We start from the raw sequence: 22,542 nt of genomic DNA on the forward strand, positions 1-22,542 counted from the left end.
CACAAAATCCTTTGTTTACTAAACAAGGGATTTTTCTTTTGTCTCTGCTCCTTTTTTTGATATAATAGTTCTATGTTAAAATCAGAAAAACAATCACGTTATCAAATGTTAAATGAGGAGCTCTCTTTTTTATTGGAAGCTGAAACCAATGTTTTGGCTAATCTTTCCAACGCCAGCGCTCTTTTAAAATCACGCTTTCCTAATACCGTATTTGCAGGCTTTTATCTGTTCGATGGAAAGGAATTGATTTTAGGTCCCTTCCAAGGTGGTGTTTCCTGCATCCGTATTGCACTAGGAAAGGGTGTTTGTGGTGAGGCAGCTCACTTTCAGGAAACAGTTCTGGTTGGTGATGTAAGGACTTATCCTAACTATATTTCTTGTGATAGTCTAGCTAAAAGTGAAATTGTGGTGCCGATGATAAAGAATGGTCAATTACTTGGGGTTCTGGATCTGGATTCTTCAGAGATTGATGATTATGATGTTATAGATCGAAATTATTTGGAACAATTTGTCGCTATTTTGCTTGAAAAGACAGAATGGGACTTTACAATGTTTGAGGAGAAAGCCTAATGTATCAAGCACTTTATCGAAAATATAGAAGTCAAAATTTCTCCCAGTTGGTTGGTCAAGAAGTTGTGGCTAAGACTCTTAAACAAGCAGTGGAGCAAGAGAAAATAAGTCATGCTTATCTTTTTTCTGGCCCTCGTGGAACAGGAAAAACCAGTGTTGCTAAAATTTTTGCCAAGGCTATGAACTGTCCCAATCAAGTGGGGGGAGAACCATGTAATAACTGCTATATCTGTCAGGCAGTGACGGACGGGAGTTTAGAAGATGTCATCGAAATGGATGCGGCCTCTAATAATGGGGTGGATGAAATCCGTGAAATTCGTGATAAATCTACCTACGCCCCTAGCCTTGCCCGTTATAAGGTTTATATCATAGATGAGGTTCACATGCTGTCTACAGGGGCTTTTAATGCCCTCCTAAAGACGCTGGAAGAGCCAACACAGAATGTAGTTTTTATTTTAGCCACTACTGAATTGCACAAGATCCCTGCGACTATTCTATCCCGTGTGCAGCGTTTTGAATTTAAATCAATTAAGACACAAGATATTAAGGAGCATATCCACTATATCTTAGAAAAGGAAAATATTAGCTCTGAACCAGAGGCTGTGGAAATCATTGCTAGACGGGCTGAAGGTGGAATGCGGGACGCCTTGTCTATTTTAGACCAAGCTCTGAGTTTGACCCAGGGAAACGAGCTGACGACTGCCATCTCTGAAGAAATTACTGGCACCATTAGCCTATCAGCCTTGGATGATTATGTGTCTGCCTTGTCTCAACAGGATGTTCCCAAAGCATTAGCTTGTTTAAATCTTCTTTTTGACAATGGCAAGAGCATGACCCGTTTTGTGACCGACCTTTTGCACTATTTAAGAGACTTGTTAATTGTTCAAACAGGTGGAGAAAACACTCATCATAGTCCAGTCTTTGTAGAAAATTTGGCACTTCCTCAAGAAAATCTGTTTGAAATGATTCGCTTAGCGACAGTGAGTTTAGCAGATATTAAGTCTAGTTTGCAGCCCAAGATTTATGCTGAAATGATGACCATCCGTTTGGCGGAAATCAAGCTTGAAACAGCTCTTTCAGGGGCGGTTGAAAATGAAATTGCTGCGCTGAGACAGGAAGTTGCCCGTCTCAAACAAGAACTCGCCAATGTGGGAACCGTAGCTAAGCCAACAAATCCAGCTCCTAGTCGTCCAACAGTAGGCAAAACAGTCTATCGTGTGGATCGCAATAAGGTTCAATCTATCCTACAAGAGGCTGTCGAAAATCCTGATTTGGCTCGTCAAAATCTGATTCGCTTGCAGAATGCCTGGGGAGAGGTGATTGAAAGTCTTGGAGGTCCTGATAAGGCTCTACTAGTTGGTTCTCAACCGGTTGCGGCCAATGAACACCATGCCATTCTTGCTTTTGAGTCTAACTTCAATGCTGGTCAAACCATGAAACGGGACAATCTCAACACTATGTTTGGCAACATTCTCAGTCAGGCAGCCGGTTTTTCACCTGAGATTTTAGCTATTTCCATGGAGGAATGGAAAGAAGTTCGCGCAACCTTTTCAGCCAAAGCCAAATCTTCTCAAACTGAAAAAGAAGCAGAAGAAAGCCTGATTCCAGAAGGATTTGAATTTTTGGCTGATAAAGTGAAGGTAGAGGAAGACTAAAGAAAGATTTCATGATACAATAAGCTTATGAATAGACAACAATTTATTATCATCGCGCTGTTTACAGCTGCTGAGACCTATTTTTTCAATGAAGCCTGGATGACTGGCCGCTATATTATGGCAGCCTTTTGGGCCATTTTGCTCTTTAGAAATTTCCGAGTCAGTTATGTGATGGGCAAAATCGTTGATGTCATCGATCAGCATTTTAATAGGAAAGACTAGCCCTCAGCTTCCAGACAAAATCAAAGCCTTTTAGGCTTTTTTTTGTTATACTATAAAAGTATATTTATAGACCTTTTACTCTATTTCTGGGGAAATCAGACGTTTTTCTAGTAAGTACTGTAAAAGTCTTGAAAAAGAAAGGAACTATCATGTCAGTATTAGAGATCAAAGATCTTCACGTTGAGATTGAAGGAAAAGAAATTTTAAAAGGGGTTAACCTGACCCTGAAAACAGGAGAAATTGCCGCTATCATGGGACCAAATGGTACAGGTAAATCGACTCTTTCTGCCGCTATCATGGGGAACCCTAACTATGAAGTTACCAAAGGTGAAGTTTTGTTTGATGGCGTAAACATCCTTGAGTTGGAAGTAGATGAGCGTGCGCGTATGGGACTTTTCCTTGCTATGCAATACCCATCAGAAATTCCTGGAATTACCAATGCTGAGTTTCTTCGTGCAGCCATGAATGCTGGTAAAGAAGATGATGAGAAGATTTCAGTTCGTGAGTTTATTACTAAGCTAGATGAAAAAATGGAATTGCTCAACATGAAAGAAGAAATGGCTGAGCGTTACCTCAACGAAGGTTTCTCTGGTGGTGAGAAAAAACGTAATGAAATTCTTCAACTTTTGATGTTGGAACCAACTTTCGCCCTTTTGGATGAGATTGATTCTGGTCTTGATATTGATGCCCTTAAAGTTGTTTCTAAAGGTGTGAATGCCATGCGTGGTGAAGGCTTTGGTGCTATGATCATCACTCACTATCAACGTCTTTTGAACTATATCACACCTGATGTGGTACATGTGATGATGGAAGGTCGTGTTGTCCTTTCTGGTGGTCCAGAATTGGCTGCACGTTTGGAACGTGAAGGATACGCAAAACTAGCTGAAGAACTTGGCTATGACTACAAGGAAGAATTGTAATTCCCTCGTATCTTTTAGGAGAAGTAAATGACTAAAGAAAATATTAAACTTTTTTCAGAAATGCACGCTGAACCAAGCTGGTTGGCTGATCTCCGTCAAAAAGCTTTTGACAAGATTGAGACTTTGGAATTACCAGTTATTGAGCGTGTCAAATTCCACCGTTGGAATCTTGGTGATGGAACGATTACAGAAAGTGAGCCATCAGTAAATGTTCCAGATTTCACAGCTCTAGATAATCACTTGAAATTGGTTCAAGTAGGGACTCAGACTGTTTTTGAGCAAATTCCAGTTGAGTTGGCTGAACAGGGTGTCGTCTTTACAGACTTCCACTCAGCTTTAGAAGAAATTCCAGAGCTGATCGAAGAATTCTTCATGTCATCTGTTAAGTATGATGATGATAAGTTGGCAGCCTACCATACAGCTTATTTCAACAGTGGTGCTGTCCTCTATATTCCTGATAATGTTGAAATTAAAGAGCCAATCGAAGGGATTTTCTACCAAGATAGCGATAGCGATGTGCCGTTTAACAAACATATTATGATTATCGCTGGTAAAAATTCTAAGATTAGTTATCTGGAGCGTTTAGAGTCACGTGGTGAAGGAAGTGCCAAAGCAACTGCTAATATCACAGTAGAAGTGATTGCACGTTCTGGTGCTCAAGTGAAGTTTGCCGCCATTGACCGTCTAGGTGAAAACGTTACTGCCTACATTAGCCGTCGTGGTAAATTAGGCAACGATGCAAGTATTGACTGGGCAATCGGTGTCATGAACGAAGGAAACGTCGTTGCGGATTTTGATAGCGACTTGATTGGTAATGGTAGCCATGCGGATCTTAAAGTCGTAGCTCTTTCAAGTGGCCGTCAGGTACAAGGGATTGATACCCGAGTAACTAACTATGGTTGCAACTCAATCGGAAATATCCTTCAACATGGGGTTATTCTTGAAAAAGCAACCTTGACCTTCAATGGTATTGGTCACATTATCAAGGGTGCCAAGGGAGCAGATGCGCAACAAGAGAGCCGTGTTCTTATGCTTTCAGACCAAGCGCGTTCAGATGCCAATCCAATTCTTTTGATTGATGAAAATGACGTAACTGCAGGACATGCGGCTTCTATCGGTCAGGTAGATCCAGAAGATATGTACTACCTCATGAGCCGTGGTCTGGATAAGGCAACTGCAGAACGCTTGGTTGTTCGTGGTTTCCTTGGATCTGTTATCGTTGAGATTCCAGTCAAGGAAGTTCGTGATGAAATGATTGCAACTATCGAAGAAAAATTGTCAAAACGCTAAGGGGTAGCCTATGTTAGATGTAGAAGTGATTCGCAAGGATTTTCCAATTTTAGACCAGATTGTTAATGATGAACCATTGGTTTATTTGGACAATGCTGCGACGACACAAAAACCACTAGCAGTTCTGGAGACGATTAACCGCTACTATGAGAACGACAATGCCAATGTTCATCGTGGCGTTCATACCTTGGCAGAAAGGGCGACAGCTTCTTATGAAGCCGCTCGTGAAACCATTCGTAAGTTTATCAATGCAGGGTCTACAAAGGAAGTTCTCTTTACCAGAGGAACGACAACCAGTCTGAACTGGGTAGCGCGTTATGCTGAGGAAGTCTTGACTGAGGGAGACAAGGTCTTGATTTCCGTCATGGAACACCATTCCAATATCATTCCATGGCAGGAAGCCTGCCGCAAGACTGGGGCAGAGCTTGTTTATGTCTATCTCAAAGATGGAGCTCTGGATATGGATGACTTACGAGTTAAATTGACTGATAAGGTGAAATTTGTCTCCCTAGCTCATGCCTCAAATGTTCTGGGTGTTGTCAATCCGATCAAAGAAATCACTCAAATGGCCCACCAAGTGGGAGCCATCATGGTGGTGGATGGTGCTCAGTCTACTCCTCATATGAAGATTGATGTCCAGGACTTGGATGTGGACTTCTTTGCCTTTTCAGGTCACAAGATGGCTGGTCCAACTGGTATCGGTGTTCTTTATGGTAAAGAAAAGTATTTGGAACAAATGTCACCAGTAGAATTTGGCGGCGAAATGATAGATTTCGTTTATGAACAATCTGCTAGTTGGAAGGAATTACCTTGGAAATTCGAGGCAGGAACTCCCAATATGGCAGGTGCAATCGGACTTGCTGCGGCAGTAGATTATCTTGAAAAGATTGGTATGGATGCGATTGAAGCCCATGAACAGGAATTGATCGCATACGTCTATCCAAAATTGCAGGCGATTGAAGGACTGACCATTTATGGTTCACAGGACTTGGCTCAACGTTCAGGTGTCATTGCCTTTAACCTAGGCAATCTTCATCCGCACGACCTTGCGACTGCTTTGGATTATGAAGGTGTGGCAGTTCGTGCGGGTCACCACTGTGCGCAACCCTTGCTCCAGTATTTGGATGTTCCAGCAACAGCTCGTGCAAGTTTTTATATCTACAATACCAAGGCAGATTGCGACAAGCTAGTCGATGCCTTACAAAAGACAAAGGAGTTTTTCAATGGCACTTTCTAAACTAGATAGCCTTTATATGGCAGTGGTAGCGGACCATTCGAAAAATCCACATAACCAAGGGAAGTTGGAAGATGCTGAGCAAATCAGTCTCAACAATCCGACCTGTGGAGATGTCATCAACCTCTCTGTCAAGTTTGATGCAGATGACCGTTTGGAAGATATCGCTTTTCTAAACTCAGGTTGTACCATCTCGACTGCCTCTGCGAGCATGATGACAGATGCCGTTTTAGGAAAAACCAAACAAGAAATCTTAGAACTGGCGACTATTTTTTCTGAAATGGTGCAAGGGCAAAAAGATGAGCGTCAAGACCAACTTGGAGATGCAGCTTTCTTATCAGGCGTTGCCAAATTTCCTCAACGAATCAAGTGTGCAACCCTAGGTTGGAATGCCCTGAAGAAAACAATTGAAAATCAAGAAAAACAATAAGACAAGTTTCTTTTGTCTTATGAATCAGTAGAAATGAAGAATGAAAGAAAGGATATTATGGCTGAAGAAAGAGTAGAACCAAAACCAATTGACCTTGGTGAATATAAATTTGGTTTCCATGATGATGTAGAGCCTGTCCTATCGACAGGAAAAGGATTGAACGAAGATGTCATTCGTGAACTATCAGCTGCTAAGGGAGAACCTGAGTGGATGTTAGAATTCCGTTTGAAGTCTTATGAAACCTTCAAAAAAATGCCTATGCAAACTTGGGGAGCAGACTTGTCAGAGATTGATTTTGATGACTTGATCTACTACCAAAAACCATCTGATAAACCAGCTCGTTCATGGGATGAGGTTCCTGAAAAAATTAAAGAAACCTTTGAGCGTATCGGGATTCCTGAAGCTGAGCGTGCTTATCTAGCCGGTGCTTCTGCCCAGTACGAGTCAGAAGTGGTTTACCACAACATGAAGGAAGAGTTCCAAAAATTGGGGATTATCTTTACAGATACGGATTCTGCCCTCAAGGAATACCCAGATTTGTTTAAACAATACTTTGCTAAGTTGGTACCGCCAACAGATAACAAGTTGGCTGCCCTCAACTCGGCAGTATGGTCAGGTGGAACCTTTATCTACGTACCAAAAGGAGTCAAGGTAGATATTCCTCTTCAAACTTACTTCCGTATCAACAACGAAAATACTGGTCAGTTTGAACGTACTTTGATTATCGTTGATGAAGGAGCAAGTGTCCATTATGTAGAAGGATGTACAGCGCCAACTTATTCAAGTAACAGCTTGCATGCTGCCATCGTAGAAATCTTTGCCTTGGATGGAGCTTATATGCGTTATACAACCATCCAAAACTGGTCTGATAACGTTTATAACTTGGTAACAAAACGTGCTAAGGCTCAAAAGGATGCCACGGTTGAGTGGATTGATGGAAACTTGGGTGCCAAAACAACTATGAAATACCCATCTGTTTACCTTGATGGAGAAGGGGCGCGTGGTACCATGCTTTCTATTGCCTTTGCTAATGCAGGGCAACACCAAGATACTGGTGCTAAGATGATACACAATGCTCCACATACAAGCTCGTCTATCGTGTCTAAATCCATCGCTAAAGGCGGAGGGAAGGTTGACTACCGTGGACAAGTAACCTTTAACAAAAACTCTAAGAAATCTGTTTCTCACATCGAGTGTGATACCATTATCATGGATGACTTGTCAGCATCAGATACCATTCCATTTAATGAAATTCACAACTCGCAAGTTGCTTTGGAACACGAAGCTAAGGTATCTAAGATTTCAGAGGAACAACTCTATTACCTCATGAGTCGTGGCTTGTCAGAATCTGAGGCAACTGAGATGATTGTTATGGGATTTGTTGAACCCTTCACAAAAGAACTTCCAATGGAATACGCCGTTGAGCTGAACCGTTTGATTAGCTATGAGATGGAAGGATCAGTTGGGTAAAATTTGATTTTAGATTTATCCAAAATCAAGGACTTTGAAGATTAACTTGTAATAAAAAAATCGCGGTTTAAATCGCGATTTTTTTATAATTTCTGGTTAACAAAGCGGACAAACTGATTCCACCAAACTTTTAAGAAGAAGGCTTTTTCAATTTTCTTTTCTGCAACCATTTCGAAACTAGGGCGCTCTGTGGTGATGTAACCTTGACCAATCAAGTCCTTGTCTTCATAAGTCAAATGGCCAACCACTGTTCCAGCTTCAAGTGGTGCTGGGATTGCTTTGGAATCAGGTGTGAATTGAACAGATTGGGAAGATTGATTCCCAACACGTTCAATTAGATAGATATCCTCTGGAGCCACTGCAGTGACCGTATCTTCTTTTCCATCTTGTACAGGTGCTTTGCTATCTTGATAGGCATCGCCTTGCTGAACGATTTTGCGAAGTGTAAATGTAGAAGAAATATAATCCATTAGGGAAGATGTAGCTGTAAATCGAGCGTAAGGATTATTATCTTGATGGTCTGCATTTAAAACAACTGTGATGACTCTCATGCCTTTTTCGACAGTAGTACCAACAAAAGACTCTCCAGCCTTATCTGTTGTTCCTGTTTTCAGTCCATCAAAACCACCACGGTAAGCAGGCATACCTTCTAACATGTAGTTGGTTGAAGTGATTGTCATCCCAGCAAAAGTAGAAGAAGGTTTTTTGGTGATTTCTAAGACTTGTGGGTATTTTTTGATGAGGTTACGAGCAACAATAGCAACATCATAAGCACTGAGCTTATTTTCCTCATCTTTTTTAGAACCTGGGTAAATGTTATCCCCTAGAGTCTCATTGTTAAGACCTGTCGTATTGACAACCGTGGCATCTTTGATTCCCCATTCCAAGAGTTTGGCCCGCATCATATCAACGAAGTCTTTCTCTGAGCCAGCAATTTTCTCAGCTAGAGCAATGGCTGCACTGTTAGCACTGGATACCAGTGTTGCTTCTAGTAGTTGTTCGACGGTATAATTACGAGCCTCCATAGGGACGTTGCTTGCTTCGGAATTTGTTGTTAGCTTATAAGGATAATCAGAAATATCTACAGGAGTTGATAAGGTGATTGTTCCTTTATCTAATGCCTCATAAACAAGGTAGACTGTCAGTAGTTTTGTAATAGAAGCAATTTCGACAGGTTGAGTTGCATCTTTCTCATAGAGAATTTTACCAGTATTTGCCTCAACAGCAATGGCATGTTTAGCAGCAATATTAAAATCTTGGGCAGCAACAGTAGATGCTGACCCAATTACGGATAGACTTAAGAGAGTTAAAATGATTTTTTTCATAGTAAGTTTATTCTAACATAAAGAAAAAAATATTCCCAGTTTCATGATAGAAGAAAGAAGCTTTTTTGAAAGTATGGTAAAATAGATGAATGGAGGTAGCTCATGTTTCGTAAGAATAAATTATTTTTTTGGACCAGTGAGATTTTATTATTAACAATCATTTTTTATTTATGGAGAGAGATGGGGGCGATTATCACGCCTTTTGTAAGCGTAGCAAACACCATCATGATTCCTTTTCTTCTAGGTGGTTTTTTATATTATTTGACCAATCCTATTGTAAATTTTTTACAAAAGTATTTCAAAATTAATCGTATCATTGGTATTCTACTAACCTTGTGTGCTTTGGTTTGGGGGCTTGTCATTGGGGTAGTCTATCTCTTACCGATTTTGGTTAATCAGTTGACCAGCTTGATTGCGACTAGTCAGACTATCTATAGTCGTTTACAAGATTTGATTGTGGATTTATCTACTTATCCAGCCTTTCAAAATTTGGATATTCAAGCGACTATTCAACAGTTAAATTTATCCTATGTAGATATTTTACAAAATATACTAAATAGTGTGACGAATAGTGTCGGAAGTGTTCTATCAGCTCTCTTTAGTACTGTTTTGATTATTATTATGACTCCTGTGTTTTTGGTCTATTTTTTGTTAGATGGTAACAAATTTTTACCGATGCTTGAACGTACTGTTTTAAAGAGAGATAAGTTGCATATTGCAGGTCTTTTAAAGAATTTGAATGCAACAATTGCTCGCTATATTAGTGGAGTCGCAATTGATGCCATTATTATCGGTTGTTTGGCCTTTATCGGATATAGCGTGATTGGTTTGAAATACGCTTTGGTCTTTGCTATCTTTTCAGGATTGGCCAATCTCATTCCTTATGTGGGACCAAGTATTGGCTTGATTCCGATGATTATTGCCAATGTCTTTACGGATCCTCATAGAATGCTAATTGCAGTTGTTTACATGCTAATCATTCAACAAGTGGATGGAAATATCCTCTACCCTCGAATCGTTGGTGGTGTGATGAAGGTTCATCCAATAACAATTTTAGTATTACTTTTGTTATCAAGTAATATCTATGGTGTCATTGGCATGATTGTCGCAGTACCAACCTATTCTATCTTAAAAGAAATTTCTAAGTTCTTATCCCGTTTGTATGAAAATCATAAAATAATGAAAGAACGAGAAAGAGAATTAGCTAAGTAAAAGTCAGGAGAACCCTGATTTTTCTTTTTCTTTAGGGAAGTGATAGGAGTAGAAGTGCCGTTTAGATCAGCAGATTAAGAATAATTCATAAAAACTTTGTAAAACACTTGCAATTTAGCTGAAATTTGATAAAATAGTAAGGAAAGTTAGACTGTATTGCCTACTGTCTATCTATAAAATATATTTTATTGGAGGCTTTTACTCAAATGGCAAAAGAAAAATACGATCGTAGTAAACCACACGTTAACATTGGTACTATTGGACACGTTGACCACGGTAAAACTACCCTAACTGCAGCTATCACAACTGTTTTGGCACGTCGCTTGCCTTCATCAGTTAACCAACCTAAAGACTATGCGTCTATCGATGCTGCTCCAGAAGAACGCGAACGCGGTATTACTATCAACACTGCGCACGTTGAGTATGAAACTGAAAAACGTCACTACGCTCACATCGACGCTCCAGGACACGCGGACTACGTTAAAAACATGATCACTGGTGCCGCTCAAATGGACGGAGCTATCCTTGTAGTAGCTTCAACTGACGGACCAATGCCACAAACTCGTGAACACATCCTTCTTTCACGTCAGGTTGGTGTTAAACACCTTATCGTCTTCATGAACAAAGTTGACTTGGTTGACGATGAAGAATTGCTTGAATTGGTTGAAATGGAAATCCGTGACCTATTGTCAGAATACGACTTCCCAGGTGACGATCTTCCAGTTATCCAAGGTTCAGCACTTAAAGCTCTTGAAGGTGACTCTAAATACGAAGACATCGTTATGGAATTGATGAACACTGTTGATGAGTACATCCCAGAACCAGAACGTGACACTGACAAACCATTGCTTCTTCCAGTCGAGGACGTATTCTCAATCACTGGACGTGGTACAGTTGCTTCAGGACGTATCGACCGTGGTATCGTTAAAGTCAACGACGAAATCGAAATCGTTGGTATCAAAGAAGAAACTCAAAAAGCAGTTGTTACTGGTGTTGAAATGTTCCGTAAACAACTTGACGAAGGTCTTGCCGGAGATAACGTAGGTGTCCTTCTTCGTGGTGTTCAACGTGATGAAATCGAACGTGGACAAGTTATCGCTAAACCAGGTTCAATCAACCCACACACTAAATTCAAAGGTGAAGTCTACATCCTTACTAAAGAAGAAGGTGGACGTCACACTCCATTCTTCAACAACTACCGTCCACAATTCTACTTCCGTACTACTGACGTTACAGGTTCAATCGAACTTCCAGCAGGTACTGAAATGGTAATGCCTGGTGATAACGTGACAATCGACGTTGAGTTGATCCACCCAATCGCCGTAGAACAAGGTACTACATTCTCTATCCGTGAGGGTGGACGTACTGTTGGTTCAGGTATGGTTACAGAAATCGAAGCTTAATTCGATTTAGTTCCCAGAAGAACAATTATTTAAGTCAGACACTAAAAGAATCTTGCTTTGCAAGGTTCTTTTTTTCAGATATTGAACTAATACTCAATGAAAATCAAAGAGCAAACTAGGAAGCTAGCTGCAGGCTGCTCAAAATACTGTTTTGAGGTTTCAGATAGAACTGACGAAGGCTGCTCAAAATACTGTTTTGAGGTTGTAGATAAGACTGACGAAGTCAGCTCAAAATACTGTTTTTGAGGTTGTAGATAAGACTGACGAAGTCAGCTCAAAACATGTTTTTGATGTTGTAGATAAGACTGACGAAGTCAGCTCAAAACATGTTTTTGATGTTGCAGATAAGACTGACGAAGTCAGCTCAAAACACCGTTTTGAGGTTGTAGATAGAATTGACGAAGTCAGCTCAAAACACCGTTTTGAGGTTGTAGATAGAACTGACGAAGTCAGCTCAAAACACCGTTTTGAGGTTGTAGATAGAACTGACGAAGTCAGCTCAAAACACCGTTTTGAGGTTGTAGATAGAACTGACGAAGTCAGCTCAAAACACCGTTTTGAGGTTGTAGATAGAACTGACGAAGTCAGTATCATATACATACGGCAAGGCGAAGCTGACGCGGTTTGAAGAGATTTTCGAAGAGTATAAAATTGAATTGCTTATAAAAAAGCTCCATACACTAGATGTGTATAGAGCAATGGGGGATTATTTAATATAGAGTTCTTGATTTTTCAAGACAATTTCACGTACGCTCGCAAATTTCTTGAGTTTTTTAAGTTCTTCTGGATGAGTGACGAGAGTGATAACATAACCTTCTTTGCCCATACGGCCAGTACGGCCAGCACGGTGTGTGTAGGTTTCGCTATCTCTCGGGACATCAAAGTTTACGACGCATTCTAGGCTATCGATATCAATTCCACGAGCCAGAAGGTCAGTTGCAAGAAGCAGGGTTAGTTGCTTGTCTTTAAACTTTTCTAAGATGACTTTTCTAAATTTGACATTGACATCACTAGCTAGAGAAACAGCCAAGATATCCCGATACTGTAATTTTTCTTCTGCACTTCCAAGGTCTGACAGGCTGTTAAAGAAGACTAGTCCGCGGAAATCCTCAACATGAGCCAGTTTTCGTAGCATATCAACGCGGTGACGTTGGTCTACCTGCATGTAGAAATGCTGGATATTATCCAGTTTTTGGTCAGAGAGATCAATGGTACGTGTGTTAGGCGCAATCTTTTCTTGGTCAAACTTGGTCGTCGCACTCATATAGACGAGTTGGTGGTCACGCGGTGCGTAGTGAGTAATTTTCTCGACAAAGTGTATCTGAGAATCATCGAGCAATTGGTCAAATTCATCTAGAATGATGGTTTCCACATTCATCATTTTGATTTTTTTCAGTTTAATGAGTTCAAGGATACGGCCAGGGGTTCCAATCAGAATTTCTGGTCCTTTTTTTAGGCGTTCAATCTGGCGTTTCTGACTCGAACCTGATAAGAAGAGTTGGGCAGTTAAGCCGATAGCGTCTGCCCACGTTTTACATACATCAAAAATCTGTCCAGCAAGCTCCGTATTTGGTGCTAGAATCAAGAGTTGCTGCGCTTTTTTCTTTTGTAGTCTGAGAAGACTTGGTAGGAGGTAAGCTAGGGTCTTACCAGTTCCTGTTGGACTCACTCCTAGGAGGTTTTCTCCAGCAAGAAGGGGCTCAAATAGTTGAGTTTGAATGGGGGTAAATTCATGGAAACCGAGTTGGTCACTCAGTTCTTGCAATTCAGTCGGTAGTTTGGTTTTCATTTTTCTGCCTCAAATCTAATGCCAGCAGTCTGGCGCATGGTAAATAGTAGTTCATGAACAGAACTTGCATCTTCCAGCCAATTCTGGTAGAGTGTCTGGTCTGGTTGCTGAATCATCTGTGCAAATGCAGCGACTTCCTCAGTCATCGTATGAGGAGCCTGTTGGATAGGGAGTTGGACTTGATTGCCTTGATGGTCGGTAAAAATAGCCAAGCGAACATGCTCAATCGTGTTGAGAGTCAAGGTTCCATCTGTCGTATAAATCTCGCAAGAGAGATTGGAAGTGATGTTTTTTCCAGCCTTGATATGAACTTGATAGTCAGGGTAGAAGAGGATTCCATCTCCATTTAGGTCAATGCTATTGTCAAGCTGTTGAGCTTGATAAGTCGCGTCCTGAGCCTTTCCAAAGAGGCAAACAGAGGCGTAGAGAGGATAAATCCCTAAATCCATAAGAGCTCCACCAGCAAAACGGTCTGAGAAGACATTTGGTGTTTGTCCAGCCAACAAGTCCGGCATCTTGGAAGAATACTTGGCATAGTTGAAATCTGCTCCCAAAATTTGTTTGTCTGCTAAAAAGTTTTTGATGATAGTGAAAGCTTTTTCATGGTAATTGCGAGCTGCTTCGAAGATAAAACAGTGATTTTTCTCAGCTGTATGTCTCAAATCTAGCCATTCTTGTGGCTGAGCGACGGCTGGCTTTTCAAGAATGACATGTTTACCTGCAGACAATGCAGCTTTTGCCTGAGCAAAATGCAAGGAGTTTGGACTGGCAATATAGACTACATCAAAGGAAGATTGGAAGAAGACTTCTAATTGATCGAATAGTTGGATATTCTCATAGTGAGAAGCAAAGGTTGCTGCGGTTTCTAACTTTCTAGAATAGACTGCGACCAGCTGGTATTCTCCACTGGTATGGGCTGCTTCTATGAAGTGGTGGCTGATAGCGCCAGTGCCGATGACACCTAATTTAAGCATAGATACTCCTTTTCCGATTTTAAATCCTTCTTTCATTATAACATAGATGGACGAGACTATCCAACAGAGGAGAAAAATTGGTAACTTTTAAAACTAACTTCCAGTTTCCCACAACCTAGCTTTTAGTATGATAAAAACGCGTGACATCAGTGGAAATCCGTCTTAGACTAACTTCCACTGGTTTTCTTTTTCTTGATATATAAGGGTTCAAAAGAGAAAAGACTCAGAAAAAAGTGCACGACAAATGGCCCTAAAACAGAGTCGTCTTAGAGTAACTTCCAGTTTTGGGAGAGAGGTGGAAGTTACTTTGAGAAGTTACGCAGGGGAAAATTTTCAAATAAGCTACTAGGACTTTCCCAAAGAAAGTGGTACAATAATGAAATGAGTAAATGAAATGGGAGGAAAAATGAGGCTATTACCTATAAGAAAAATATCACGTCAGTCTAAGAGGCTAGCGCTTTTTTTGACTTTTTGTGCAGGATATGTAGATGCCTATACTTTTATTGTCCGAGGGAATACTCTTGTAGCTGGACAAACTGGGAATGTCGTCTTTCTATCAGTGGGGCTCATTCAACATAATGTGTCAGATGCCAGTGCCAAAGTAATGACTTTACTAGCTTTTATGATGGGGGTCTTTTTATTAACTGTTTATAAGGAAAAATTGAGAATTGTGAAAAAGCCCATTCTGTCATTGATTCCTTTGGCAATCTTATCAATCATTATTGGTTTTGTGCCGCAAACTGTAGATAATATCTATCTAGTACCGCCATTAGCCTTTTGTATGGGCTTGGTGACAACTGCTTTTGGTGAGGTTTCGGGTATTGCCTACAATAATGCCTTTATGACAGGGAATATCAAACGAACCATGCTGGCTTTTGGAGATTATTTCCGAACCAAGCACACTCCTTTTTTGCGTGAAGGGTTCATATTTGTTAGCCTACTTAGTAGTTTTGTCCTTGGCGTTGTCTTTTCAGCTTATTTGACGATTTTCTATCATGAAAAGACCATTCTTGGTGTTCCTATTATGATGAGCATTTTTTACATTAGCATGCTTTTTGCCTCTTGGCAGAAAAAAGTAAAAGAAAAAGCTTGATTTTAGGTGTTATTACTTGTAAGAAAATAGGAGATATGCTATACTTGAAGAGTTGACTATGCACGATCCTGTGCAACCGCACGAACATCGTTGCTTGATTATTCAAGTTTAAGTGGTTCGTCCCACGATGCTAGGCGAGTCTTCACAAAAAAATCGGGGAAACCCATAAAAATCATAGGAGGTGCATAATGAGCACATACGCAATTATCAAAACTGGCGGAAAACAAGTTAAAGTTGAAGTTGGTCAAGCAGTTTACGTTGAAAAATTGAACGTTGAAGCTGGTCAAGAAGTTACTTTTAACGAAGTTGTTCTTGTTGGTGGTGAAAACACTGTTGTCGGAACTCCACTTGTTGCTGGAGCTACTGTAGTTGGAACTGTTGAAAAACAAGGAAAACAAAAGAAAGTTGTTACTTACAAGTACAAACCTAAAAAAGGTAGCCACCGTAAACAAGGTCACCGTCAACCATATACAAAAGTTGTCATCAACGCAATCAACGCTTAATTTTAAGGAGAACACATGATACAAGCAGTCTTTGAGAGAGCCGAAGATGGCGAGCTGAGGAGTGCGGAAATTACTGGACACGCCGAGAGTGGCGAATACGGCTTTGATGTCGTGTGTGCATCGGTTTCTACGCTTGCCATTAACTTTATCAATTCCATTGAAAAATTTGCAGGCTATGAACCAATCCTAGAATTAAACGAAGATGAAGGTGGCTATCTGATGGTTGAGATTCCAAAAGATCTTCCTTCACACCAGAGAGAAATGACCCAGTTATTCTTTGAATCATTTTTCTTAGGTATGGCAAACTTATCGGAGAACTCTTCTGAGTTCGTCCAAACCAGAGTTATCACAGAAAACTAACACGGAGGAAAACATTATGTTAAAAATGACTCTTAACAACTTGCAACTTTTCGCCCACAAAAAAGGTGGAGGTTCTACATCAAACGGACGTGATTCACAAGCAAAACGTCTTGGAGCTAAAGCAGCTGACGGACAAACTGTAACAGGTGGATCAATCCTTTACCGTCAACGTGGTACACACATCTACCCAGGTGTAAACGTTGGTCGTGGTGGAGACGATACTTTGTTCGCTAAAGTTGAAGGCGTAGTACGCTTTGAACGTAAAGGACGCGATAAAAAACAAGTTTCTGTTTACCCAATCGCTAAATAAAAAGGTCCAGTGAACCTTTTTATCCTGAGCTTTGAAATAATCTCGTGAAGTCAAGTAGAATGTTCGTTTTCTACTTGACTTTTTTTGGTTGAAAGAGTATACTAATAAAAATTTAACCTTTAAGGGGAGTCCAGAGAGACTCACAAGGTGTCAGATAAAAGAATAGTGCAATTTTCTAGAGGAGACTTTTTGAGTGTGCTCTCTTCTGTTGTACGATTTTAACTGAGGCCTTGCACTAGCAAGGTCTTTTCTTTATCTGGTCCCCTTAAAATTTAAGGAGGAAAAGTCATGAATCCCACATGTAAGAAACGTTTGGGTGCCATTCGTTTGGAAACAATGAAGGTGGTTGCACAGGAGGAAATCGCTCCAGCAATCTTTGAAATAGTCCTAGAAGGAGAAATGGTTGAAGCCATGCGAGCAGGCCAATTTCTTCATCTGCGTGTGCCTGATGATGCCCATCTTTTGCGTCGTCCTATTTCAATTTCGTCTATTGATAAGGTAAAGAAGCAGTGTCACCTCATTTATCGGATTGAAGGGGCTGGGACAGCTATTTTCTCAACCTTAAGTCAGGGAGATACTCTTGATGTGATGGGGCCTCAGGGGAATGGTTTTGACTTGTCTGACCTTGATGAGCAGAGCCAGGTTCTCCTTGTTGGTGGGGGGATTGGTGTACCGCCCTTGCTTGAGGTGGCCAAGGAATTGCATGCGCGTGGAGTGAAAGTAGTGACAGTCCTCGGTTTTGCCAACAAGGATGCTGTTATCCTCGAAAAGGAATTAGCTCAATATGGTCAAGTCTTTGTAACGACAGATGATGGTTCTTATGGTATCAAGGGAAATGTTTCCGTTGTTATCAAGGATTTAGACAATCAATTTGATGCTGTTTACTCATGTGGGGCGCCTGGAATGATGAAGTATATCAATCAAACCTTTTATGACCACCCAAGAGCCTATCTATCTCTGGAATCTCGTATGGCTTGTGGGATGGGGGCTTGCTACGCTTGTGTCCTAAAAGTACCAGAAAGCGAGACGGTCAGCCAACGCGTCTGTGAAGATGGGCCTGTTTTCCGAACAGGAACAGTTGTATTATAAGGAGAAAATCATGACTACAAATCGTTTACAAGTTTCTCTACCAGGCTTGGATTTGAAAAATCCGATTATTCCAGCATCAGGCTGTTTTGGTTTTGGACAAGAGTATGCCAAGTACTATGATTTAGACCTTTTAGGTTCTATTATGATCAAGGCGACAACCCTTGAAGCCCGTTTTGGCAATCCAACTCCAAGGGTGGCAGAAACACCTGCTGGCATGCTTAATGCAATTGGCTTGCAAAATCCTGGTTTGGAAGTTGTTTTGGCTGAAAAGTTACCTTGGCTGGAAAGAGAATATCCAAATCTTCCTATTATTGCTAATGTGGCCGGTTTTTCAAAACAAGAGTATGCGGCTGTTTCTCATGGTATTTCTAAGGCAACTAATGTAAAGGCTATCGAGCTCAATATTTCTTGTCCCAATGTTGACCACTGTAATCACGGACTTTTAATTGGTCAAGATCCAGATTTAGCTTATGATGTGGTGAAAGCAGCTGTGGAAGCCTCCGAAGTGCCAGTTTATGTCAAACTCACCCCGAGTGTGACCGATATCGTTACTATCGCAAAAGCAGCAGAAGATGCGGGAGCAAGCGGCTTGACCATGATCAATACTCTAGTTGGAATGCGCTTTGACCTCAAAACCAGAAAACCAATCTTGGCCAATGGAACAGGTGGAATGTCTGGCCCAGCAGTATTTCCAGTAGCCCTCAAACTCATCCGCCAAGTCGCCCAAACAACAGACCTGCCTATCATTGGAATGGGAGGAGTGGATTCGGCAGAAGCTGTGCTAGAAATGTATCTGGCTGGTGCATCTGCTATCGGAGTTGGAACAGCCCACTTTACCAATCCTTATGCCTGCCCTGATATCATCGAAAATCTACCAAAAGCCATGGACAAATACGGCATTAGCAGTCTGGAAGATCTACGCAAGGAAGTAAAAGAGTCTCTGAGGTAAACTGCAATCAATCTGTTCTTGATTTTTTATTAGTTTGTAATATGAATTTAGGAGAATTTTGGTACAATAAAATAAATAAGAACAGAGGAAGAAGGTTAATGAAGAAAGTAAGATTTATTTTTTTAGCCCTGCTATTTTTCTTAGCTAGTCCAGAGGGTGTCATGACCAGTGATGGTACTTGGCAAGGAAAACAATACCTGAAAGCAGACGGCAGTCAAGCAGCTAATGAGTGGGTTTTTGATGCTCATTATCAATCTTGGTTTTATATAAAAGAAGATGCCAACTATGCTGAAAATGAATGGCTGAAACAAGGTGACGACTATTTTTATCTCAAATCTGGTGGCTATATGGCCAAGTCAGAATGGATAGAAGATAAGGGAGCTTTCTATTATCTTGACCAAAATGGAAAGATGAAAAGAAATGCTTGGGTAGGAACTTCCTATGTCGGTGCAACAGGTGCCAAGGTAATAGAAGACTGGGTTTATGATTCTCAATACGACTCTTGGTTTTATATAAAAGCAGATGGCCAGCACGCAGAGAAAGAATGGCTCCAAATTAAGGGCAAGGACTATTATTTCAAATCCGGTGGTTATTTACTGACAAGTCAGTGGATTGAGCAGGCTTATGTGAATGCTAGTGGTGCCAAAGTACAGCAAGGTTGGCTTTTTGACAAACAATACCAATCTTGGTTTTACATCAAAGCAAATGGAAATCATGCTGATAAAGAATGGATTTTTGAAAATGGTCACTATTATTATCTCAAATCCGGTGGCTATATGGCAGTCAATGAATGGATTTGGGATAAGGAGTCATGGTTTTACCTCAAATCTGATGGTAAAATGGCTGAGAAAGAATGGCTATACGATGCTAAAAGTCAAGCCTGGTACTACTTCAAATCTGGTGGCTACATGGCGAAAAATGAGACAGTAGATGGTTATCAGCTTGGAAGCGACGGTAAATGGCTTGGGGAAAAAGCTACAAATGAAAATGCTGCTTACTATCAAGTAGTACCTGTCACAGCCAATGTCTATGATGCAGATGGTGAAAAGCTCTCCTATATATCGCAAGGTAGTGTCGTATGGCTAGATAAGGATAGAAAAAGTGATGACAAGCGCTTGGCTATTACTATTTCTGGTTTGTCAGGCTATATGAAAACAGAAGATTTACAAGCGCTAGATGCTAGTAAGGACTTTATCCCTTATTATGAGAGTGATGGCCACCGTTTTTATCACTATGTGGCTCAGAATGCTAGTATCCCAGTAGCTTCTCATCTTTCTGATATGGAAGTAGGCAAGAAATATTATTCGGCAGATGGGCTGCATTTTGATGGTTTTAACCTTGAAATCCCCTTCCTTTTCAAAGATTTGACAGAAGCTACAAACTATAGTGCTGAAGACTTGGATAAGGTATTTAGTCTGTTAAATATTGACAATAGTCTCTTGGAAAATAAGGGAGCTACCTTTAAGGAAGCCGAAGAACATTACCATATCAATGCCCTCTATCTCCTTGCCCATAGTGCTTTAGAAAGTGATTGGGGACGAAGTAAGATTGCCAAAGATAAGAATAATTTCTTTGGAATTACAGCCTATGATACGACCCCTTACCTTTCTGCCAAGACATTTGATGATGTGGATAAGGGAATTTTAGGTGCAACCAAGTGGATTAAGGAAAATTATATCGATAGGGGCAGAACTTTCCTTGGAAACAAGGCGTCTGGTATGAATGTGGAATATGCCTCAGACCCTTATTGGGGCGAAAAAATTGCTAGTGTGATGATGAAAATCAATGAGAAACTAGGTGGCAAAGATTAGTTCTATTGTTGGATATGATTTGAGTGAATAGTAAGTTAAAAAGAGTCTGGGACAAAAAGATTTTGATTTTAGGAATTCTTTATTATAAGTTTTTAAAATCGATAGATTAGACAAAAAAGCGAACAAAACAGAATTCTGAGTGTCAGACAACTTGTTTTGTTCGCTTTTTATATTTAAGGTTAGACTTTTGTCCCAGACTCTTTTTTCATGGATGCAATTTTTTCTGGGTCTGGTGTGACACGGAGGGTCTTTTGTCCTGTGTAAGTGACAAATCCTGGTTTTCCACCAGTTGGTTTATTGAGTTTTTTGACTTCAATCATATCTACTTGAACTAGATTTGATAAGCGCCCTTGAGAGAAGAAGGCAGCCAGCTCTGCTGCGTCTGTCTTGATTTCATCAGATGGGTCAAGATTGCCTGAGATGACAACGTGGCTTCCAGGAATGTCCTTGGCATGGAACCAAAGTTCCTCCTTGCGGGCCATTTTAAAGGTTAGCTCCTCGTTTTGTAGGTTGTTTCGGCCGACATAGATGATGGTTTTGCCATCGCTTGCTAGATATTGTTCTGGTTTTTTGCGTTTCTGTATTTTCTCCCGTTGTCTTCTGCGGATAAAGCCAGTTTGAATCAATTCTTCACGGATTTCAGTGATTTCTTCCAGTCCAGCTTGGTTGAGGACGGTTTCTACACTTTCCAAATAGAGAATAGTGGCCTTGGTTTCCTCAATCAAATCAGTCAAGTATTTGACAGCTTCTTTGAGTTTCTGGTAACGTTTAAAATAGCGTTGGGCATTCTGGTTGGGAGTCAAGGCCTTATCAAGCGCAATGGTGATAGGTTGATTAGTGTAGTAATTTTCTAAGATAACCTGGTCTTGGTCATTAGGCACTTGGTGGAGGAAGGTTGTCAGCAATTCTCCTTTTTGGCGAAACTCCTCCGCATTGTCTGTCGCTAGTAACTCTTTTTCTTGTTTTTTCAGCTTATGGCGATTTTTCTGAAGTTCATTTTCAACACGTCGAATCAGTTCACTGGCTTGCTGTTTGACGCGGTCTCGTTCAGCCTTGTCCTTATAGTAGGTGTCCAACAAATCAGAAAGACTAGTAAAAGGCTCTCCTACTTGATTTGCAAAAGGAATTGGACTGAAAGAAGTCTCTGTCAAGCAAGGCTTGGTTTCTTGACTGAAAAAGTTACGGAAAGTAGACAGTTTATCACTAATCAGCAGGCCTTCCAATTCATTTGCTGTATCACGTCCCAGACCTTGAAAGAGATTTTGAAGATGTTTAGCCGTCGTTTCCTGTGTTTGTAGGATTTCAAAGAGTTTCTCGTCCTTGATCGTAAAAGGATTGAGAGATTTCGTACTTGGCGGAGCGATATAGGTAGACCCTGGCAGCAAGGTGCGGTAGCTATTTTGTGAAAAGCCGACGTGTTTAATGACTTCGAGGATTTTGTGGCTACTTTTATCAACCAGTAGAATATTACTGTGTTTACCCATAATCTCGATAATCAAGGTAGCCTGAATATGGTCTCCAATCTCGTTTTTATTGGAAACTGTCATTTCCACAATACGGTCATTTTCCACTTGCTCAATCGACTCAATCAGGGCACCCTGCAAATACTTTCTCAATACCATGATAAAGGTAGAAGGTTGAGCTGGATTTTCAAAAGTCGTTTGGGTCAGCTGAATGCGTCCAAAAACTGGATGGGCAGAAAGGAGCAGGCGATGACTTTGGCGATTGCTACGGATTTGCAAGACCAACTCTTGTTCAAAAGGCTGATTGATTTTCTGGATGCGACCGTTCACTAACTCTCTTCGCAATTCCTCAACCATGTGGTGTAAAAAAAATCCGTCAAATGACATCGTTCTCTCCTTGTGATTGTATTCCATAGTATTATATCAAAAAGGTAGAATAAAATCATGGAAATGTGGTATAATAAAGCCAA

At 40.7% G+C, this 22,542-nt stretch carries 22 protein-coding genes and 1 other annotated feature; of the genes, 18 read left to right on the forward strand and 4 right to left on the reverse strand.

Annotated features, from left to right (window positions below; translation table 11 throughout):
- Positions 1-72 precede the first annotated feature (72 nt).
- The 8 genes from HT732_RS03515 to sufB all read left to right on the forward strand — a co-directional run bounded on the left by HT732_RS03515 (position 73) and on the right by sufB (position 7,791).
- Positions 73-570, forward strand: a complete 498-nt coding sequence (locus HT732_RS03515) for a GAF domain-containing protein (protein ID WP_004242179.1) — start codon at positions 73-75, stop codon at positions 568-570.
- Positions 570-2,225 carry a DNA polymerase III subunit gamma/tau gene (dnaX, locus tag HT732_RS03520; RefSeq protein WP_173253977.1) on the forward strand — a complete coding sequence of 552 codons (1,656 nt, stop codon included), beginning with the start codon at positions 570-572 and terminating at the stop codon, positions 2,223-2,225. The genes HT732_RS03515 and dnaX overlap by 1 nt, the downstream gene beginning before the upstream one ends.
- A 27-nt stretch (positions 2,226-2,252) precedes the next feature.
- Positions 2,253-2,447 (forward strand): DUF3272 domain-containing protein, encoded by a 195-nt coding sequence (locus HT732_RS03525; protein WP_119943155.1) that lies wholly within the window; start codon positions 2,253-2,255, stop codon positions 2,445-2,447.
- 149 nt (positions 2,448-2,596) lie between these two features.
- Entirely contained in the window at positions 2,597-3,367 is a 771-nt protein-coding gene (gene sufC / locus HT732_RS03530; RefSeq protein ID WP_000114489.1) for a Fe-S cluster assembly ATPase SufC, read from the forward strand.
- Between the two features lie 27 nt (positions 3,368-3,394).
- Positions 3,395-4,657, forward strand: coding sequence for a Fe-S cluster assembly protein SufD (gene sufD / locus HT732_RS03535; protein WP_173253978.1), 1,263 nt, complete (start codon positions 3,395-3,397; stop codon positions 4,655-4,657).
- Positions 4,658-4,667: 10 nt separating this feature from the next.
- Entirely contained in the window at positions 4,668-5,894 is a 1,227-nt protein-coding gene (locus HT732_RS03540) for a cysteine desulfurase (RefSeq protein WP_173253979.1), read from the forward strand.
- Entirely contained in the window at positions 5,881-6,321 is a 441-nt protein-coding gene (sufU, locus tag HT732_RS03545; protein WP_173253980.1) for a Fe-S cluster assembly sulfur transfer protein SufU, read from the forward strand. The genes HT732_RS03540 and sufU overlap by 14 nt, the downstream gene beginning before the upstream one ends.
- Positions 6,322-6,378: 57 nt before the next feature.
- Complete coding sequence (gene sufB / locus HT732_RS03550; protein WP_000797054.1) at positions 6,379-7,791, forward strand: Fe-S cluster assembly protein SufB; 1,413 nt, start codon at positions 6,379-6,381, stop codon at positions 7,789-7,791.
- Between the two features lie 83 nt (positions 7,792-7,874).
- Here sufB and pbp3 read toward each other — a convergent pair whose 3' ends face one another.
- Entirely contained in the window at positions 7,875-9,116 is a 1,242-nt protein-coding gene (gene pbp3, locus HT732_RS03555; protein ID WP_173253981.1) for a D-alanyl-D-alanine carboxypeptidase PBP3, read from the reverse strand.
- A gap of 102 nt (positions 9,117-9,218) precedes the next feature.
- Between pbp3 and HT732_RS03560 the strand changes: the two genes are divergently transcribed.
- The 3 genes from HT732_RS03560 to HT732_RS03570 all read left to right on the forward strand — a co-directional run bounded on the left by HT732_RS03560 (position 9,219) and on the right by HT732_RS03570 (position 11,977).
- Positions 9,219-10,328: an AI-2E family transporter gene (locus HT732_RS03560; protein ID WP_000488880.1), complete on the forward strand. Its 1,110-nt coding sequence runs from the start codon at positions 9,219-9,221 to the stop codon at positions 10,326-10,328.
- Between the two features lie 206 nt (positions 10,329-10,534).
- The gene (gene tuf / locus HT732_RS03565) at positions 10,535-11,731 is read left to right on the forward strand and encodes an elongation factor Tu (RefSeq protein WP_001040724.1); all 1,197 of its coding nucleotides are present in this window, start codon (positions 10,535-10,537) and stop codon (positions 11,729-11,731) included.
- Between the two features lie 96 nt (positions 11,732-11,827).
- Positions 11,828-11,977, forward strand: coding sequence for a chlorohydrolase (locus HT732_RS03570; protein ID WP_173253982.1), 150 nt, complete (start codon positions 11,828-11,830; stop codon positions 11,975-11,977).
- A 460-nt stretch (positions 11,978-12,437) separates the two neighbouring features.
- Here the strand turns inward: HT732_RS03570 and HT732_RS03575 are convergent, their stop codons facing one another.
- Both HT732_RS03575 and HT732_RS03580 read right to left on the reverse strand, forming a co-directional pair.
- Positions 12,438-13,520 carry a DEAD/DEAH box helicase gene (locus HT732_RS03575; protein ID WP_173253983.1) on the reverse strand — a complete coding sequence of 361 codons (1,083 nt, stop codon included), beginning with the start codon at positions 13,518-13,520 and terminating at the stop codon, positions 12,438-12,440.
- Positions 13,517-14,494: a Gfo/Idh/MocA family oxidoreductase gene (locus HT732_RS03580; RefSeq protein WP_173253984.1), complete on the reverse strand. Its 978-nt coding sequence runs from the start codon at positions 14,492-14,494 to the stop codon at positions 13,517-13,519. The genes HT732_RS03575 and HT732_RS03580 overlap by 4 nt, the downstream gene beginning before the upstream one ends.
- Before the next feature lie 394 nt (positions 14,495-14,888).
- Between HT732_RS03580 and HT732_RS03585 the strand changes: the two genes are divergently transcribed.
- The 7 genes from HT732_RS03585 (at position 14,889) to HT732_RS03615 (ending at position 20,609) form a co-directional block, all read left to right on the forward strand.
- Positions 14,889-15,587, forward strand: a complete 699-nt coding sequence (locus HT732_RS03585; RefSeq protein WP_004242711.1) for a YoaK family protein — start codon at positions 14,889-14,891, stop codon at positions 15,585-15,587.
- A 64-nt stretch (positions 15,588-15,651) separates the two neighbouring features.
- Positions 15,652-15,739 (forward strand) — a sequence feature (ribosomal protein L21 leader region).
- 36 nt (positions 15,740-15,775) lie between these two features.
- Positions 15,776-16,090: a 50S ribosomal protein L21 gene (rplU, locus tag HT732_RS03590; RefSeq protein WP_000109141.1), complete on the forward strand. Its 315-nt coding sequence runs from the start codon at positions 15,776-15,778 to the stop codon at positions 16,088-16,090.
- A gap of 15 nt (positions 16,091-16,105) precedes the next feature.
- Positions 16,106-16,450: a ribosomal-processing cysteine protease Prp gene (locus HT732_RS03595; RefSeq protein WP_000613694.1), complete on the forward strand. Its 345-nt coding sequence runs from the start codon at positions 16,106-16,108 to the stop codon at positions 16,448-16,450.
- A 16-nt stretch (positions 16,451-16,466) separates the two neighbouring features.
- Positions 16,467-16,760: a 50S ribosomal protein L27 gene (gene rpmA, locus HT732_RS03600; protein ID WP_000916509.1), complete on the forward strand. Its 294-nt coding sequence runs from the start codon at positions 16,467-16,469 to the stop codon at positions 16,758-16,760.
- 288 nt (positions 16,761-17,048) lie between these two features.
- Entirely contained in the window at positions 17,049-17,849 is an 801-nt protein-coding gene (locus HT732_RS03605; RefSeq protein ID WP_173253985.1) for a dihydroorotate dehydrogenase electron transfer subunit, read from the forward strand.
- Positions 17,812-18,798, forward strand: coding sequence for a dihydroorotate dehydrogenase (locus tag HT732_RS03610; protein ID WP_173253986.1), 987 nt, complete (start codon positions 17,812-17,814; stop codon positions 18,796-18,798). The genes HT732_RS03605 and HT732_RS03610 overlap by 38 nt, the downstream gene beginning before the upstream one ends.
- Before the next feature lie 41 nt (positions 18,799-18,839).
- Entirely contained in the window at positions 18,840-20,609 is a 1,770-nt protein-coding gene (locus HT732_RS03615; RefSeq protein ID WP_173253987.1) for a glucosaminidase domain-containing protein, read from the forward strand.
- A 179-nt stretch (positions 20,610-20,788) separates the two neighbouring features.
- On the opposite strand, the gene pavA is transcribed toward HT732_RS03615, so the two are convergent.
- Positions 20,789-22,459, reverse strand: coding sequence for an Rqc2 family fibronectin-binding protein PavA (gene pavA / locus HT732_RS03620; protein ID WP_173253988.1), 1,671 nt, complete (start codon positions 22,457-22,459; stop codon positions 20,789-20,791).
- Positions 22,460-22,542: the final 83 nt, after the last annotated feature.

Origin of the sequence: Streptococcus sp. 5346 (assembly GCF_013277455.1) — a bacterium.
Lineage (GTDB): Bacteria > Bacillota > Bacilli > Lactobacillales > Streptococcaceae > Streptococcus.